General features: G+C 38.7%; 15 protein-coding genes. 5 read left to right on the plus strand and 10 right to left on the minus strand.

The features are described from left to right. Positions 1-14: 14 nt before the first annotated feature. The 3 genes from rsmG to PYV58_RS12190 form a co-directional block, all read right to left on the minus strand. Positions 15-647 carry a 16S rRNA (guanine(527)-N(7))-methyltransferase RsmG gene (gene rsmG, locus PYV58_RS12180; RefSeq protein WP_004821214.1) on the minus strand — a complete coding sequence of 211 codons (633 nt, stop codon included), beginning with the start codon at positions 645-647 and terminating at the stop codon, positions 15-17. A gap of 106 nt (positions 648-753) precedes the next feature. Beyond that, positions 754-1,443 (minus strand): N-acetylmuramate alpha-1-phosphate uridylyltransferase MurU, encoded by a 690-nt coding sequence (murU, locus tag PYV58_RS12185; protein ID WP_004821212.1) that lies wholly within the window; start codon positions 1,441-1,443, stop codon positions 754-756. Next, on the minus strand, positions 1,440-2,459 hold the full coding sequence (locus PYV58_RS12190) for a phosphotransferase (RefSeq protein ID WP_034610201.1): 1,020 nt from the start codon (positions 2,457-2,459) through the stop codon (positions 1,440-1,442). The genes murU and PYV58_RS12190 overlap by 4 nt, the downstream gene beginning before the upstream one ends. Positions 2,460-2,578: 119 nt before the next feature. Between PYV58_RS12190 and PYV58_RS12195 the strand changes: the two genes are divergently transcribed. Further along, positions 2,579-5,029 (plus strand): LPS-assembly protein LptD, encoded by a 2,451-nt coding sequence (locus PYV58_RS12195; RefSeq protein WP_275059533.1) that lies wholly within the window; start codon positions 2,579-2,581, stop codon positions 5,027-5,029. Continuing rightward, positions 5,029-6,345, plus strand: a complete 1,317-nt coding sequence (locus PYV58_RS12200) for a peptidylprolyl isomerase (RefSeq protein ID WP_004821208.1) — start codon at positions 5,029-5,031, stop codon at positions 6,343-6,345. The genes PYV58_RS12195 and PYV58_RS12200 overlap by 1 nt, the downstream gene beginning before the upstream one ends. Positions 6,346-6,509: 164 nt before the next feature. Here PYV58_RS12200 and hfq read toward each other — a convergent pair whose 3' ends face one another. From hfq to tsaE, 4 genes are all read right to left on the minus strand, one after another. After that, positions 6,510-7,025 carry an RNA chaperone Hfq gene (gene hfq / locus PYV58_RS12205; protein WP_004720864.1) on the minus strand — a complete coding sequence of 172 codons (516 nt, stop codon included), beginning with the start codon at positions 7,023-7,025 and terminating at the stop codon, positions 6,510-6,512. Positions 7,026-7,115: 90 nt separating this feature from the next. Continuing rightward, on the minus strand, positions 7,116-8,060 hold the full coding sequence (miaA, locus tag PYV58_RS12210; protein WP_034610197.1) for a tRNA (adenosine(37)-N6)-dimethylallyltransferase MiaA: 945 nt from the start codon (positions 8,058-8,060) through the stop codon (positions 7,116-7,118). Positions 8,061-8,066: 6 nt separating this feature from the next. Continuing rightward, positions 8,067-10,076 (minus strand): DNA mismatch repair endonuclease MutL, encoded by a 2,010-nt coding sequence (mutL, locus tag PYV58_RS12215; RefSeq protein ID WP_034610195.1) that lies wholly within the window; start codon positions 10,074-10,076, stop codon positions 8,067-8,069. Between the two features lie 65 nt (positions 10,077-10,141). Next, positions 10,142-10,600, minus strand: coding sequence for a tRNA (adenosine(37)-N6)-threonylcarbamoyltransferase complex ATPase subunit type 1 TsaE (gene tsaE / locus PYV58_RS12220; RefSeq protein ID WP_004720868.1), 459 nt, complete (start codon positions 10,598-10,600; stop codon positions 10,142-10,144). 147 nt (positions 10,601-10,747) lie between these two features. Between tsaE and PYV58_RS12225 the strand changes: the two genes are divergently transcribed. From PYV58_RS12225 to PYV58_RS12235, 3 genes are all read left to right on the plus strand, one after another. Then, positions 10,748-11,665, plus strand: a complete 918-nt coding sequence (locus PYV58_RS12225; RefSeq protein ID WP_034610193.1) for a pseudouridine synthase — start codon at positions 10,748-10,750, stop codon at positions 11,663-11,665. A gap of 107 nt (positions 11,666-11,772) precedes the next feature. Continuing rightward, positions 11,773-12,084: a type II toxin-antitoxin system RelB/DinJ family antitoxin gene (locus tag PYV58_RS12230; RefSeq protein ID WP_004720870.1), complete on the plus strand. Its 312-nt coding sequence runs from the start codon at positions 11,773-11,775 to the stop codon at positions 12,082-12,084. A gap of 94 nt (positions 12,085-12,178) precedes the next feature. Beyond that, positions 12,179-12,622, plus strand: a complete 444-nt coding sequence (locus PYV58_RS12235; protein WP_004821200.1) for a GNAT family N-acetyltransferase — start codon at positions 12,179-12,181, stop codon at positions 12,620-12,622. Positions 12,623-12,644: 22 nt separating this feature from the next. On the opposite strand, the gene PYV58_RS12240 is transcribed toward PYV58_RS12235, so the two are convergent. The 3 genes from PYV58_RS12240 to PYV58_RS12250 form a co-directional block, all read right to left on the minus strand. Then, entirely contained in the window at positions 12,645-12,980 is a 336-nt protein-coding gene (locus PYV58_RS12240; RefSeq protein ID WP_004821198.1) for a peptidyl-tRNA hydrolase, read from the minus strand. A 2-nt stretch (positions 12,981-12,982) separates the two neighbouring features. Then, entirely contained in the window at positions 12,983-13,705 is a 723-nt protein-coding gene (locus tag PYV58_RS12245; protein WP_004720873.1) for a pseudouridine synthase, read from the minus strand. Positions 13,706-13,812: 107 nt separating this feature from the next. Beyond that, complete coding sequence (locus PYV58_RS12250; protein ID WP_034610188.1) at positions 13,813-14,721, minus strand: NAD(P)/FAD-dependent oxidoreductase; 909 nt, start codon at positions 14,719-14,721, stop codon at positions 13,813-13,815. Positions 14,722-14,743: the final 22 nt, after the last annotated feature.

The raw sequence follows: 14,743 nt of genomic DNA on the forward strand, positions 1-14,743 counted from the left end.
ACCCTTAGTCTGTTTTAAATCTGTTTTAATAAAAGTAAATGACGTTGTTCGTCCAACCGAGGTACATGCAATTCAATAATGTCACAACTCCACTTGTCTTTTAAAGCATCAACTTCTTCAGTGGGAATCAAACCTTTCATTGACGCAATGATACTGCGTTCATGCATATAAGGTTTTGAAGCTGTCACAAAATCTGTCAATGAAGCAAATGCACGACTGGTGATCACATCAAATTGTCCTAGATCATGGATACTATCTTCATTTTCTACACGTGTCTGAACTGCGACAACATTTTTTAGTTTTAAATCTGCAATAAACTGTTTCAGAAAACGAATTTTCTTACCATTTGAATCCAACAAAACACATTGGCGTTCAGGTTGGCACAGTGCAATGATCATCCCTGGCATACCCCCGCCTGTACCAATATCGAGTAAACGACCAGCGGGTAAATCATTTAAAATACTTAAGCTATCCAATAAATGTTTAACCAACATTTCTTTAGGATCGCGAATCGCCGTTAAGTTATAAGCTTTGTTCCACAGGACGAGTGCATCTTGATATTGCAACAATAATCCTAATGCTTCATCACTAAGTTTTAAGCCAAGCTTTAGACTGCCTTGCTTTAACTCTTGAAAAAATGGATGCATGATCAAATAACATCTCTAAAAAGTTAGCTGAAAGTATACCTATTTCTCGCCCGTGGAACAGTAGTTAACGATGAGTTAATACGCACTTAAGCGTATTTATCCTCACTTAACTATACTCACCCTGTCTTATTTGCCAATCCAAGGCTGTTAAACGCTCAGGTGTACCCACATCAACCCACGCTGCCTGCATTTTCTCAGCCGAGATTTTACCGTCTAGCATGCCTTGTTTAAGCAAGGGTGCAAGCGGTCTTTTACCCTGTTCCAGACCATCAAACATTTTTGGGTTAATCACAGCGACACCACTATAAGTTAAATTTTCACCTTGCTGATTTTGCTCAAAGGTATAAGCACGACCATTTGCCAAGGTAAAATCGCCCTGTGGATGCTGTTCAGGATTATTGACAAAAACCAAATGTGCAAGATCATCGGCAAGATTGATATCTAATAATGATGCAAAATCAAAAGTGGTCCATACATCACCATTGACCAGAATAAAAGGTTGATCACCGAGAAGCGCTAAGGCATTGATAATCCCACCTGCGGTTTCCAAGCCCTCATCTTCACGCGTCCAGCGAATAGTCACACCAAATTGTGAGCCATCACCCAAGGTACCAATCAGAATATCTGCTAACCATGCAGAATTAATCACGATTTCAGTCACACCGATTTTTTTTAATTTTTCTATATGCCATACAATCAGTGCCTTGCCGCCGACTTCTAATAAAGGCTTTGGCTTATAGAGGGTCAGAGGTCGCATTCTATTGCCTAGCCCCGCAGCTAAAATCATTGCTTTCATGCTGCAATCACCTCATATACGCCATATTTTTCTTCAAATTTTGGTAAAACCCGTGCATGAATAAAATGCATAAACGGTTGTAATTCTGGGTAAGGTTTTGATTCTTCCAATAAGTACCACATGACACGAGGCAAGTCTTTGAGATAACCAGATTTACCATCACGCTCAAACAAACGCACAAAAATACCTAAAATTTTGATATGGCGCTGAATTGCCATAAAGTCAGCATCTTGTTTGAATTGATCAAAATCACGATCTTGCTTGGCAGTTTCTGGTAATAAGTCATAAAACACTTTAAACCATCCATACACACGCTCAGGACCCCACTGTACGTAGGCATCACGAGTAATCGAAATCAAGTCATAGGTGTCAGCACCAATCACTGCATCTTGAAAATCAATCACGCCTTGATCTTTCTCAGCTTCAAGAATCATCAGATTACGACTATGGAAATCACGATGTACGATTACTTGAGGTTGTGCCAAAGCAGCATTGGCAAGAATAGCAAAGGTTCGTTTAATTAACCCAAGCTCTTCATCTGTTACTTGGATAGCTAATGATGGCAACAACCAATCCGTTAACAATTCCATTTCTGAGATCAGCTTTTCATAGGCATATGCTGGCAAGTGCGATGAATCAGCAGCAATAGACTGCAACTGCACCAACTGCTTAAAACTTTGCGCATAATGTGCATCTACCGTTTGATCATTCAATTGTGTAGATAACAATACATCGCCAAAATCTTCAAGTAACAACAAACCTTGATCTAAATCCTTGGCAACAATATGAGGTACACGCACCCCATTTGTGTCAAAGAATTCATCAATCGCAACAAAAGGACGACAATCTTCCTTCTCAGGAGGTGCATCCATAAGCATAAATGTTTTATTATTCAAGGTAATTCGTGCATAACGACGGAAACTCGCATCGCCTGCTAAAAAATTGATTTCAAATTGATCTGAACTGAGTACAGATGTTAACCATGTTTGTATCAATTGTTCACGTTGTGTATTCATTTGCAATTTAATCTAATTCAGGCTGAATTTTTGAAGTGCTAAGTGTAGCTACTTATCGACTTTTTCTCTATGATGCGACAATAATTAATTGCGATTAGCATATTTGGTTAACGAGACAAATGAAGCATCAGTTTAAATTTAATCCTTTAGCGACTGCTATTTTGACACTTCTTTGTGGAAGTTCAGTATCCAGCTATGCTGAATCGACAGACACTGTTTCTGAAGTTAATAATAAGCAACTGAATGCAGCCATCAAAGAAAGCTTTGCAGGGCAAAATTTCTTTGAACAATATTATGTGGACAAAAACTCACCTGAAGCACAGGTACGTGATTTAAAAAATCCAATTACCCGTTATTGTGAAGGTGTCTGGGTTACACCTTTTAGCACTCAAGCTAAATCAACAAACCCAGAAGAAGCGTCATCTGTGATTACCGCAGATAATGGTTATTACAATCCCAATGGTGACTCTTTCCTGTCTGGTGATGTGGTCATTGACCAATCTGGACGTATGATTCGCGCCGATGAAGTGACCATTGATAAAACACAAACTTTCGCCAAAGCGAAAGGCAATGTACAAATGGCGCAAGGTGGTATCATCGCGCAAAGTGATCAGATTGATTACAACCTGAAAGATGAAACTGGTCAGTTAAATAATAGTTTCTATATTGCGGAAGTGACCCATGCACATGGTCATGCAGAAAAAATAGAAAGAACTTCGCCAACCAATATCGTCCTTGAAAATGCCACCTACACCACCTGCCCACCCGATGAAAAGCCCACTTGGAAAATTCAGGCCAATAAAATTGAATTGGATCAAGATACTGGTCGAGGTGTAACGCGTGGGACCAAACTCTATGTTAAGGATGTGCCTGTACTCGCAGTTCCATATTTTAACTTCCCAATCGATGACCGCCGTACTACGGGGATTTTAAATCCTAGTTTCGGCTTTACCAATGATGGTGGTTTTGAACTTGCAGTTCCCGTTTATTTAAATTTGGCACCCAACTATGATGCCACTATTACACCACGGCTGATTACTGACCGCGGTCTTATGGCTCAAGGTGAGTTTCGCTATTTAACTGAGAACTTTGGTGCTGGTAGTGTTTGGGGAAGTTACTTACCTTCTGACCGTGATTATAATGATGAAGATCGTAAAGACCTGCATTTCCTACACAAGTGGGATATCACTAAACAATGGTCAACCAACTTAGAATATAACTACGTTTCTGATAAAGATTTTTTCTCAGATCTAGATAACAACCCAAACACTCGTACAGAGCTGAATCAACGTCGTGCATGGGAACTCAACTACAATCACGGTATTCCAGGCTTAAAAGCTCAACTTAAAGTTGAGGACTTCCAAACCCTTGATAAAACCATCAAAGATGTAGATAAACCTTACGCCCGCCTACCTCAGTTTTTACTGAACTATGTCGCTGGAAATCCGCAAGGTTTGGAATACGAATTTAACAACGATACTGCGTATTTCCAAAAAGACATCAATGATGCCGATTATAACAACCAGCCAAGTGGTACACGTTTATATAACCAATTTGCGACACGTTATAATTTCCGTAATCCATGGTCTTTTGTGATTCCTGAAGTCTCTGTTCGAAGTTTAAATACTTTCTATGATCAAACCACAGTAGATCAACTTAATTTAAATAACCAAAGCCAAGATAGCAAAAACAAATCCGTTGTTGTTCCTCAATTTACTTTGGATACGGGGCTAACATTTGAAAAGGACGGAAAATTTCTCCAAACCATTACACCTCGCGCTTTCTATGCGTATGCACCATATAAAAATCAAACAGGTTATCCAAACTTTGATTCAACAACAGCTTCTATCAGCTATGATCAATTGTTTAGCCCGTACCGCTTTTATGGACATGACCGTTTAGAAGACAATAACTTTTTATCTCTTGGTTTAAGTTATAGCTTATTTGATACAGTCGGCTTAGAGCGCTTAAGAGCCAGTATTGGTCAAAGTTATTATTTTGATGATCGAAAAGTTACTTTACTCAACAATACAGATGATTTAGACAGAGAAAAACATACTGGTCCTGTGCTGAGCCTTTCTAGCCAACTTTCACAAAACTTCACACTGAGTACCAATTCAGCGTGGATGTCAAATGGTGATAGCGCTCAACATGACTTCCAATTGTATTATACAGGCCAACGCGGAAACCTTTATAACGTTGGTTATTTTTATCGCAATAACCTCCCTGACCGTCAACGTGCATATGATCAAGCAGTTGCATCATTTATACAGCCTGTAAAAGACAACTGGCGTATTATGGGACATGTTCAATATGACCTTGACAACCATGTCGCACGCGAATATTTATTGGGTGTGAATTATGAATCTTGTTGTTGGGGAATTTCCGTCTATGGTCGCTCGTACTTTAATGATCTAGATGACGTTTCTCTTCCTGATACAAAGCCAAAACGCGCAGTGATGGCTGAGATCACACTAAAAGGACTTGGTGGTTTGAACAACAAGTTAAGTTCATTACTTGAAAATCGTATTTTAGGTTTTGATAAAGCTAATCAATCTTGGACACATTAATGAAGACGCAAAAATTTAAAAAATTATTTAAAGCATCAACCTTAGCTTTACTCATCTCCACCTCGGTATCAGTTTATGCTGCTCCGCAGGACCAAATCATTGCAATTGTTGGTTCTACAGCAATTTTAAAAAGTGATTTAGACCAAGGTGTTGCTGAAGCGACACATCGACTTCAGGCACAAAAGAAAGAAATCCCACCACAAAACATTCTGCAACAGCAAGTACTGAGTCAGCTCATCACCCATGATGCACAGCTTGAACAAGTGAAGAAGTATGGCTTAAAAGCAGATGAAAAAAGCTTAAATGAAGCCGTATTGAAAGTTGCCCAACAATCTGGTGCAAATTCTTTAGAAGCTTTTCAAAAAAAATTAGATGCTGTTGCACCGGGCACCTATGAATTACTGCGTAACCGTGTTGCAGAAGATTTACTCATTCAACGATTGAGTCAACAACAAGTGATGTCTCGTATCAAGATCACTGACCTTGATGTTGAAAACTTCTTAAAATCACCTGAAGGTCAAGCTGCTGTTGGTAGTCAAGTCCATGTACTACATATGCGTATTTCAGGAGAAGCGCCTGCAAGCGAGTTAGAAAGTATTGCAAAAGCAGTCCGTACTGACTTAAAAGATAGCAATGACGTTAAAAGCATAGAAAAGAAATTTAGCACAGCTCAAGTTAAAGTTGATGGTGCTGATATGGGCTTCCGTCCGCTTTCAGATATTCCAACAGATCTTGCTGCACGTGTTACTACCCTTGAGCCAGGACAAACTACTGACTTAATTCCAGCAAAAGACGGCGTTCATGTTTTAAAATTATTAGAAAAAAAATCGAATGAGCAAAAAGCTTTAGTTCCGCAATTTAATACGCGTCATATTTTGATTAAAACATCAGAAGTTGTTAGCCCCGAAAATGCAAAGCAAACCATTGACAGTATTTATAACCGCTTAAAAGCGGGCGATGATTTTGCTACGCTTGCTTCAACCTATTCAAATGACCCTGGTTCTGCTCGTGATGGCGGAAGTCTTGGTTGGGTAAGCCCTGGCATGATGGTTCCTGAGTTTGACAAACTCATGCAGAGTTCACCAGTCAACGAAATCAGCAAACCATTTCAAACTCAGTTTGGCTGGCATATTCTCCAAGTTACAGGCACACGTCAACAAGATATGACCTCAGAGTACCAAAAGCGTATGGCTCGCCAAATTTTAGGTGAACGTCAATTCGAATCAGAATATGACGGCTGGTTAAGAGAGTTACGTGCAAATACTTACATTGAAATCAAAGACCCAAGCCTAGATCCAAAGAAAAATGAAAGTTAAGTCTATGCTAAGTCGTTAAATTAAAAACCAGTGCTTTTGCACTGGTTTTTTTATCTCTAAATTTAATTTTAGAAAGTGTCAACCTTATCGAGGATGGGACAACCAATAAAAAAGAGACGCCAATTTGGCGTCTCTTTTACAATCGTTCTTGTTAAATCAAGAAATTAACGATTGTTTTCATCTTCTTGTGAATCTTCAAATTTTGTTTCGCCGCCAAAGTCAGTACCTTGACCGCCGAAGCCACCTTGACCACCGAAGCCACCTTGACCACCGAAGCCACCTTGACCGCCGAAGCCACCTTGGCTACCGAAACCACCTTGACCACCGAAACCGCCTTGTTGACCACCAAAGCCGCCTTGTTGACCACCGAAGCCACCTTGACCACCGAAGCCACCAGCTTGACCGCCGAAGCCGCCAGCTTGACCGCCGAAGCCACCAGCAGCGCCTTGAGCACCAGCAGGAGCACCAGCTGGACGTGGATTACGTGCAGGTACTACAGTTGAGATAGCATGCTTATAAACCATTTGGCTTACTGTGTTTTTCAACAAAACAACATACTGGTCAAAAGATTCAATATGACCTTGTAATTTAATACCGTTTACAAGAAAAATAGAAACAGGAATACGTTCTTTACGGAGAGAATTTAAGAACGGATCTTGTAAAGTTTGACCTTTAGACATTTTATACTCCAAAAAAAATTAAAATCAGCGCAAAAACTACCTTTATTTTTCAATTAAAATTTATAAAAAAGGTAGTTGTTAAATTTTGCTTTATCCGTATAAGTTTCGCAAGTCTTCTTGTGCTTGGTTTATCGTAAAAAAAGTTTGAAAAGAGTGTATTTCTTGCAAAGATCGTAACCATGTGTATTGACGTTTTGCTAATTGTCGTGTCGCAAATAGTGCTTTATCCTTCATTTGACGCTCACTTTCTTGACTCAAATCACTGTTTTTTAAAAAATCTATCGCTTGTCGGTATCCAACAGAGCGTGAAGAAGGTAAATTTTCTTCGAGATCGTATTTTTTCATAAGATTTTCAACCTCATTTAAAAATCCGATTTCCCACATTTTTTCCAAACGAAGTTCAATTCTCTTGTGCAGCTCTAGGCGATCAGGCAATAAAGCATAATTATGAAAATCATATCGGTACGGTTGATTCTTCGGTTGTTCCGCCTGTAGTTGAGTAATCGGACGACCAGTAATTTTATACACTTCTAAAGCGCGAATGATTCTTTGCTTATCACTGACTTTAAATTTTTCGCCTGCCAATACATCAACAGATTTTAATTCATCATACACCGATTGCCAGCCTTCCGTTTCACCTTTTAACTCAATCGCAGCACGAATCGCGTAATCAGCACTCGGTAAATTTGTAGAAAGCCCCTCAAGCAACGCTTTAAAATATAGCATTGTACCGCCAACTAAAATAGGTGTTTTACCGCGTGCATGGATATCATCAATCAGTTGACAAGCATCCTCGACAAATTCAGCAGCGGAATAAACCTCAAGTGGGGTAATAATATCAATCAAATGATGCGGATAACGCTCCTGCTCCGCTTTGGTCGGCTTTGCAGTACCAATATCCATATCTTTATAGACCAAGGCAGAATCTACAGAAATGAGCTCATAATTCCCATGGTCATACAATTCACATGCCAAAGCAGTTTTACCGCTTGCGGTTGGTCCCATTAAATTGATGACGGGCAATTGATTTGACATGTACAACTACTCTCCTCGAGCAAATAATTTATCTAATTGGGGCAATGGAAATGCACGCCATGTTGGTCGACCATGATTACACTGACTGGCAAATTCTGTGTGCTCCATTTGACGCAACAAAGCATTCATTTCGGAAAGACTTAGCATCCGATGGGCACGCACTGCACCATGGCATGCCATGCCTGCTAAAATTTGATCACGTTTTTGCTGTAGAGCCTGCGCTTCATCATTTGGATCTAAATCATTGAGTAATTCAGGTACCAAGGATTCAAAATCTGCTTTATGTAAAATCGCAGGTACACCACGTACAATCACTTGATCATCACCATATTGATCGATTTCTAGGCCTAAGCGTTCCAACTGTGGTTTTAAATCATCAACACGGGTTGCCTGCATACGGGTAATCGAAATAACTTTAGGAATAAGCAACTGTTGTGAGGTCCAAAATTCTGGTTTATCCCATGCAGATTTCATTTGTTGTAGCAAAATACGTTCATGCGCTGCATGCATATCGACAATAATCAGGCCTTCCGTATTCTGTGCAAGAATATAAATTCCATGTAATTGCGCTATTGCAATTCCCAACGGATATTCATCAACCTGATGGGCCTGTTTATTTTGAATCTCTTGTACAGATCGCTCATAGGACGCTTGATCTGTTAATTCTTGATCAGCATCCCCAGACTCACGTAAAGGAGCTAAATAGCTTTTCAAGGCGTTATTGAGTTGTTGAGTGCCACGATACTGCTGTTGTGGTTCATAGTGAGAATAATTGACTGTTTGGGCTTGTGTATCACTAAAATCTGTTAAACCACTATGCTGTATAGCCCCATCTGAATTGCTTCGGCTATTTTGATCACTTACATGTTGCTCAGCTGGCGTATTGCGATGTAAAGGAAATTGTTCCTGATAGCGTGGCTGCGCTGACAATGCTTGATTTTCTGTTGCTCCATCCTGCTTCATTGCAGAAGATAAATCCGCAGTTGCAGTTTGAAATTGAGATAAGGTGTCTTTAGCAAAATGTCGCACAAACTCATGTACTTCACGCTGATTAAGGAAGCGGATTTCATGTTTAGTTGGATGCACATTGACATCAATATTTTCAGGATCAACTTCTAAAAACAGCAAATACGCTGCATGTTGATGTCCATGCAAAATACCATCATATGCCATACGCAAAGCATGAGAAATGGTTTTATCTTTGACAATACGACCATTCACATAGACATATTGCAAATCGGCTTGTGCTCGCGCATCTGAAGGATGTCCTAACCAGCCTGATAAACGCATGCTAATACTGTCTGCATCTATCCAATAAGCATTTTCAGTAAATTGGCGACCCAATAATTGCTGTACCCGTTGAAATCTTAGCTCACCACTATCTGCAATCGGCAAATTAAGGCGAATATTGTCATTATGTTCTAAAACAAAGCGGATATCGAAATGCGTAAGCGCCATTCGACGTACAATTTCCTCAATATGACCAAATTCAGTACTTGGTTTCTTTAAAAATTTACGCCGCGCAGGCACATTAAAAAACAAATCCTGAATACGGATATGTGTACCTTGTTGGGTTGCTACCGCTTGAATATCTTGATGGTCAAATGCAGTACCATTGACTTCCAGTTGGTAACCGACACCTGAATCATCCTGACTACTGGTTAAGGTTAAACGCGAAACCGCTGCGATTGAGGCAAGCGCCTCTCCACGAAAGCCCAAACTCACAATTGCATGTAAATCTTCAGCAGATTGAATTTTACTGGTTGCATGACGGGTGACTGAAAGTGCTAGATCCTCAGCGTGAATACCTCGACCATTGTCAATAATTTCAATCAGGGTACTGCCGCCATTTGCCACACGAATAATCAGCTCAGTCGCACCTGCATCAATCGAGTTTTCAAGCAACTCTTTCACTACAGATGATGGTCGTTCAATCACCTCACCTGCAGCAATTTGGTTGGCCAGTGCTGGATCTAAGTTTTGGATACGTCTTAAACTGATATCTTCGCGTTGCATTCAATTAACCTAAAAATTTAAATAAATTAAAATATATGATGGGCTTAAAATGCTGAAACCATTGATCAAGTCAACGCTTCAATCAATTCAGCAGAAATACTTTCAATGACCACTTCTCGTGCAGCTTCATCTTCTGTTTTTAAAATGCGAATGACATGATCTGGCTGTGGAATTTCATCACCGCCCTTAGAAGGCCATTCAAACAAGAATAAAGCATTCTCGACCTCTAAATAATCACGAATACCCATCAATTCAAGCTCATAAGGATCATTTAAACGGTATAAGTCAAAATGAAACACCTCTTTCGCATTGATATTATAAGGTTCCACCAAGGTATATGTTGGACTTTTAACCGCACCCTGATGACCTAAACTTTGCAACCAATAGCGTGTAAGTGTGGTTTTACCTGCCCCCAAGTCACCGATTAAATAAATCACGCCTTTTGCAATATGTTGAGCTAACTTTTGTGCCAACATTTGGGTGTCTTGTTCATTGCTCAGACTTAATTTATATGAATATTGCATAACGCTCACGACATGATTCAAACCAGACAATATGATAGCATTGCGTGACTTTAAAACCTATGTTGCATTGTTTAGAAATCATGTTTTGATACTTTCCAACACGCTTAGACAACTCACTTTAAACTTATCTGCATAAAAAATACGCTTATGAAACCCGCCACCCCTGTTTCAGAATATCAACCGCCAATGAGAGATGGTGTAACTGCATCAAAAGTTTATCTCCCCAAGCGAGCAGATTTACCTAAAAATTTATTCAGTTATTTATGTGAGCATTTTTCACATATTTCATCCAATGAATGGCAACAACGTTTTCAAGACCAACTCATTATCGATATGCAAGGTCAAGCATTAACCGTTGATCAGCCTTATCTAGAAAATACCCATCTTTACTACTATCGATTTCTCCCCCATGAAATTCATGTGCCATTTCAAGAAAAGATATTGTTTGAAAATGAAGATTTAATCGTGGTAGACAAGCCTCACTTTTTAACCATCAGTCCTTCTGGGCAATATCTACAAGAAACCTTATTAGTTCGTTTAAAAAAAATCACAAATAACCCAGACCTTACCCCAATCCATCGCTTAGATCGGGAAACTGCTGGCGTTGTATTGTTTTCAAAACGGTCTCAAACACGTGGTTTATATCAACAAATGTTTGCTGAGCGGCAAGTCAATAAGACCTATCAAGCGATTGCTCAATTCAATGCTGATTTAAAATTTCCATGTGCTGTGGACTTGAGAATGGAAAAGGGCGACCCCTTTTACACCATGAAAGTTGTTGAGGGAAAATCAAACTCATATACCGAAATTAATCTAATTGAACACAATCAAATTTGGGCAAAATACTTACTAAAGCCGACTACAGGTAAACAACATCAATTACGGGTACATTTAAATTGGTTAAATATTCCAATTAAAAACGATCCTTTTTATCCGCAAGTTCTACATAAAGATGCTGCTGATTTTTCACAACCTTTACAGCTATTAGCCAAGAAAATTGAGTTCCTTGATCCGATTACACAAGCCGAATATTGCTTTTGTTCTGACTATGAATTGACACTGTAATTTTGACGTAATGACAAATATATGACTTTTTGACGATTAAGCATTGAAATTCCGAAAGCTTTGATTAAAATAAGCATTCAAACTCAAATTTTGTTTGGTCACTATTCATGAGAAAAACCGAAGTCTATCAAGTACGTCTTGATTCACAAGAAAAAAAACTAGCATTTGCTGTTTTTAAACAATTGGGGATTACGCCTGCACAAGCAGTTCGACTGTTTTTTAAACAAGTTGTCATCACAAAATCCATCCCTTTCGCCATAGAAAATCAAAATATCAATATGGATCAGTTATTCAAGCTGAGAAAACTTAAGCAAGACCAACAAAACGGACAACTGAATTCTTCTGTTGATTTAAATGATGACGATGAAGATCTATTTGCAGAGTTAAATGCCATCTTGGGTGAAAGTGACAAAAAATAACACTGTCGCATTTTTAAACAAATAATTAAGTTTACTTTTCTATTTTTTGGTTATGCTCTTTTGCAAAGATAAAAATCATTGCAAGGAGTAATAAATGATCGTTAGACGAGCGACCAAAGAAGATTTAAATCAACTTGCTACTTTATTTGATGAATATCGCCAATTTTATGGTGCATCTTCCAATATCCAACAGTCCTTTAATTTTTTAAAACAACGTTTTGAAAATAAAGAAAGTGTTATCTTCATCCATGTAAAAGATGATGTTTTTACAGGCTTTGTGTTGTTATACCAAGGCTTTTCATCAGTTTCTTGTTCAAAGTACTATATTTTAGATGATGTATATGTAACACCTGTTTTTCGTCGACAAGGTTCTGCCAAACAACTGATTGATACTGCAATTCTGTTTGCACGCCATGAAGATGCGCAACGGATCAGTTTAGAAACCCAGAAAAACAATTACCATTCACATCAGCTCTATGAGCAAATGGGCTTTGTTAAAGACAATGAATTCCAGACATTTCATTGTTTCCTCAAGTAGTTTTTTACAATGCATTTTTTAATCAATTCAACATAGGTTTCCACATCTTTGCGAATTTAAGTACATTGGGTATCGTATCCTGTGAAATAGGAAAGACCACAGCACAGGATTTTTTAGCATCCAATACTGTACTTTCATGCCCTAAATAACACTTTAATTGAGCAATTTTATCAAATTCTTTTTGATTCACCTTGACCACAACTTTACGAAAAGAATGTTCTAACCAATTTTTATAACTTTCAGCATCAGCATCTTGAACAAATTGTAAGTGCGCAGCCAAGACTGCATGCGCAACAAGGGTTGGAACCATAAAGTCTGGCATTTCATCTAAAACAGCAATATAGAGCTTTAAAGCCATGATCAAATCACTATTTGTTCATTTTGACTATTTCTAGCAGCATTCACCTGATCTTCTGTCAAATAAACCCACTCACCTTCAACTAAGTCTTTGAGTGCTAATTGCCCGACTTGTGCACGATGCAAGCTTTCAACCTTATTCCCCACAGCAGCCAACATCCGTTTGACTTGATGATAAACCCCTTGGTGCACAGTGATTTGTAATGCATATTCAGCCAAGCGCTGTACATCTGTTGCTGCAAAGGTACCCTTTTCATTGCGTAATTCTACACCCTGTTCAAGTTGTTGAATCTGATCATCTGTAATCGGATCGGCTGTTTGTATTTGATAAACTTTAGCCACATGCTTTTTAGGATGAGTCAATGCTTGCAAAAACTGCCCATCATCCGTCAGTAGCAATAAACCCGTCGTATCCTGATCTAAACGACCAACAGTTTGTAAACCACGGTTCATAAGGACATCATCGAATAAATCAAAAACACTAAAATGGTGTGTTGATTGATGGGAACATTCGTAGTCCTGCGGTTTATTTAAGGCAATATAGACTTTTTCACGGTATTGAAATGTTTCGGTATACACTGAAAATACTAGATTTTGGGTATCAAGTTTAAATTTAGGGTCAGTAACGACCTCGTTTTGGATTTGAATTGCACCATTTTTAATGAGTTGTTGGCAATGCTTACGTGAACCAAAGCCTTGTGATTGCAACATTTTTTCCAAGAACATAAATCAATACCTTAAAAATTCACGATACATTTTAAAGTATCGTGAATTGAAACCCAAACAACATTCAGACTTTTTTAGCCTTATTGATTAATCAATAGATGCTTTTATCAAGTATTAAAGATAAATGACTTATGTACAGCAACACCCGCCAGTGCCCCATCTGCGACTGAGAAAGCAACTGAACCACCTGAACGGGTAATATCACCACAAGCATATATCCCTTTAAGATTGGTTTCTTTCATGGCTGTGGTTTGAATGGCTTCGCTATATTCATTTATATCAAGCACTATCCCCAGTTTTTTAATCCAAGGCGCGCTGATGCGCATAAAAGTAGAAACGAATAATCCATCTAATTGAACCTGTTCACCATCTTCAAAGACTAAATCACAATGATTGTGTATTTTGACAATTTTGCGTGTATCCAATTTCACATTTCTTTGTTTAAGTTGTTCAAGTATGACGGGATCTAATTCAGCTTGTGAAATTGCATCATTTAAAAATAAAGTGGTATTGCCCCAGTCGGGCAACATCAGTGCCATATGGATCGAATGTAAACCTGAACATAACATTCCAAGTGTTCCAAGATTTAACTCATAGCCATCACAGTATGGACAATGAAAAATGCTTTTCCCCCACCGTACTGCTAAACCATCGATTTTAGGTAAATCATCTTTAACACCTGTAGCAATAATTATTTTTTTGACTTGAATGGTTGTACCCGTGTCATCGGCTTGGTCTATTTGAATCTCATATTGCTGCCCGACAGCCCTCACATCGGTGACGGATGCGTTAATACATGACAAAGTTTGGTATTTGTCTAACTGTAATTTTGCATCACGAATAATTGCGGCTGGCGTATTGCCATCTTGGGTTAAGAAATTATGCGAATGTTCAGCAAAACGATTACGACGCATGCCTGCATCAATCATTAACACTTTTTTTCTAGCACGAAGCAATGGTAATGCTGCGGATAAACCTGCATAACTCCCACCAATAATTACGACGTCATAGTTCATTTTCAATATCAATAAGTAACTT

Source organism: Acinetobacter sp. TAC-1 (assembly GCF_029025845.1).
In the GTDB taxonomy this organism is placed as follows: Bacteria; Pseudomonadota; Gammaproteobacteria; order Pseudomonadales; family Moraxellaceae; genus Acinetobacter; species Acinetobacter guillouiae.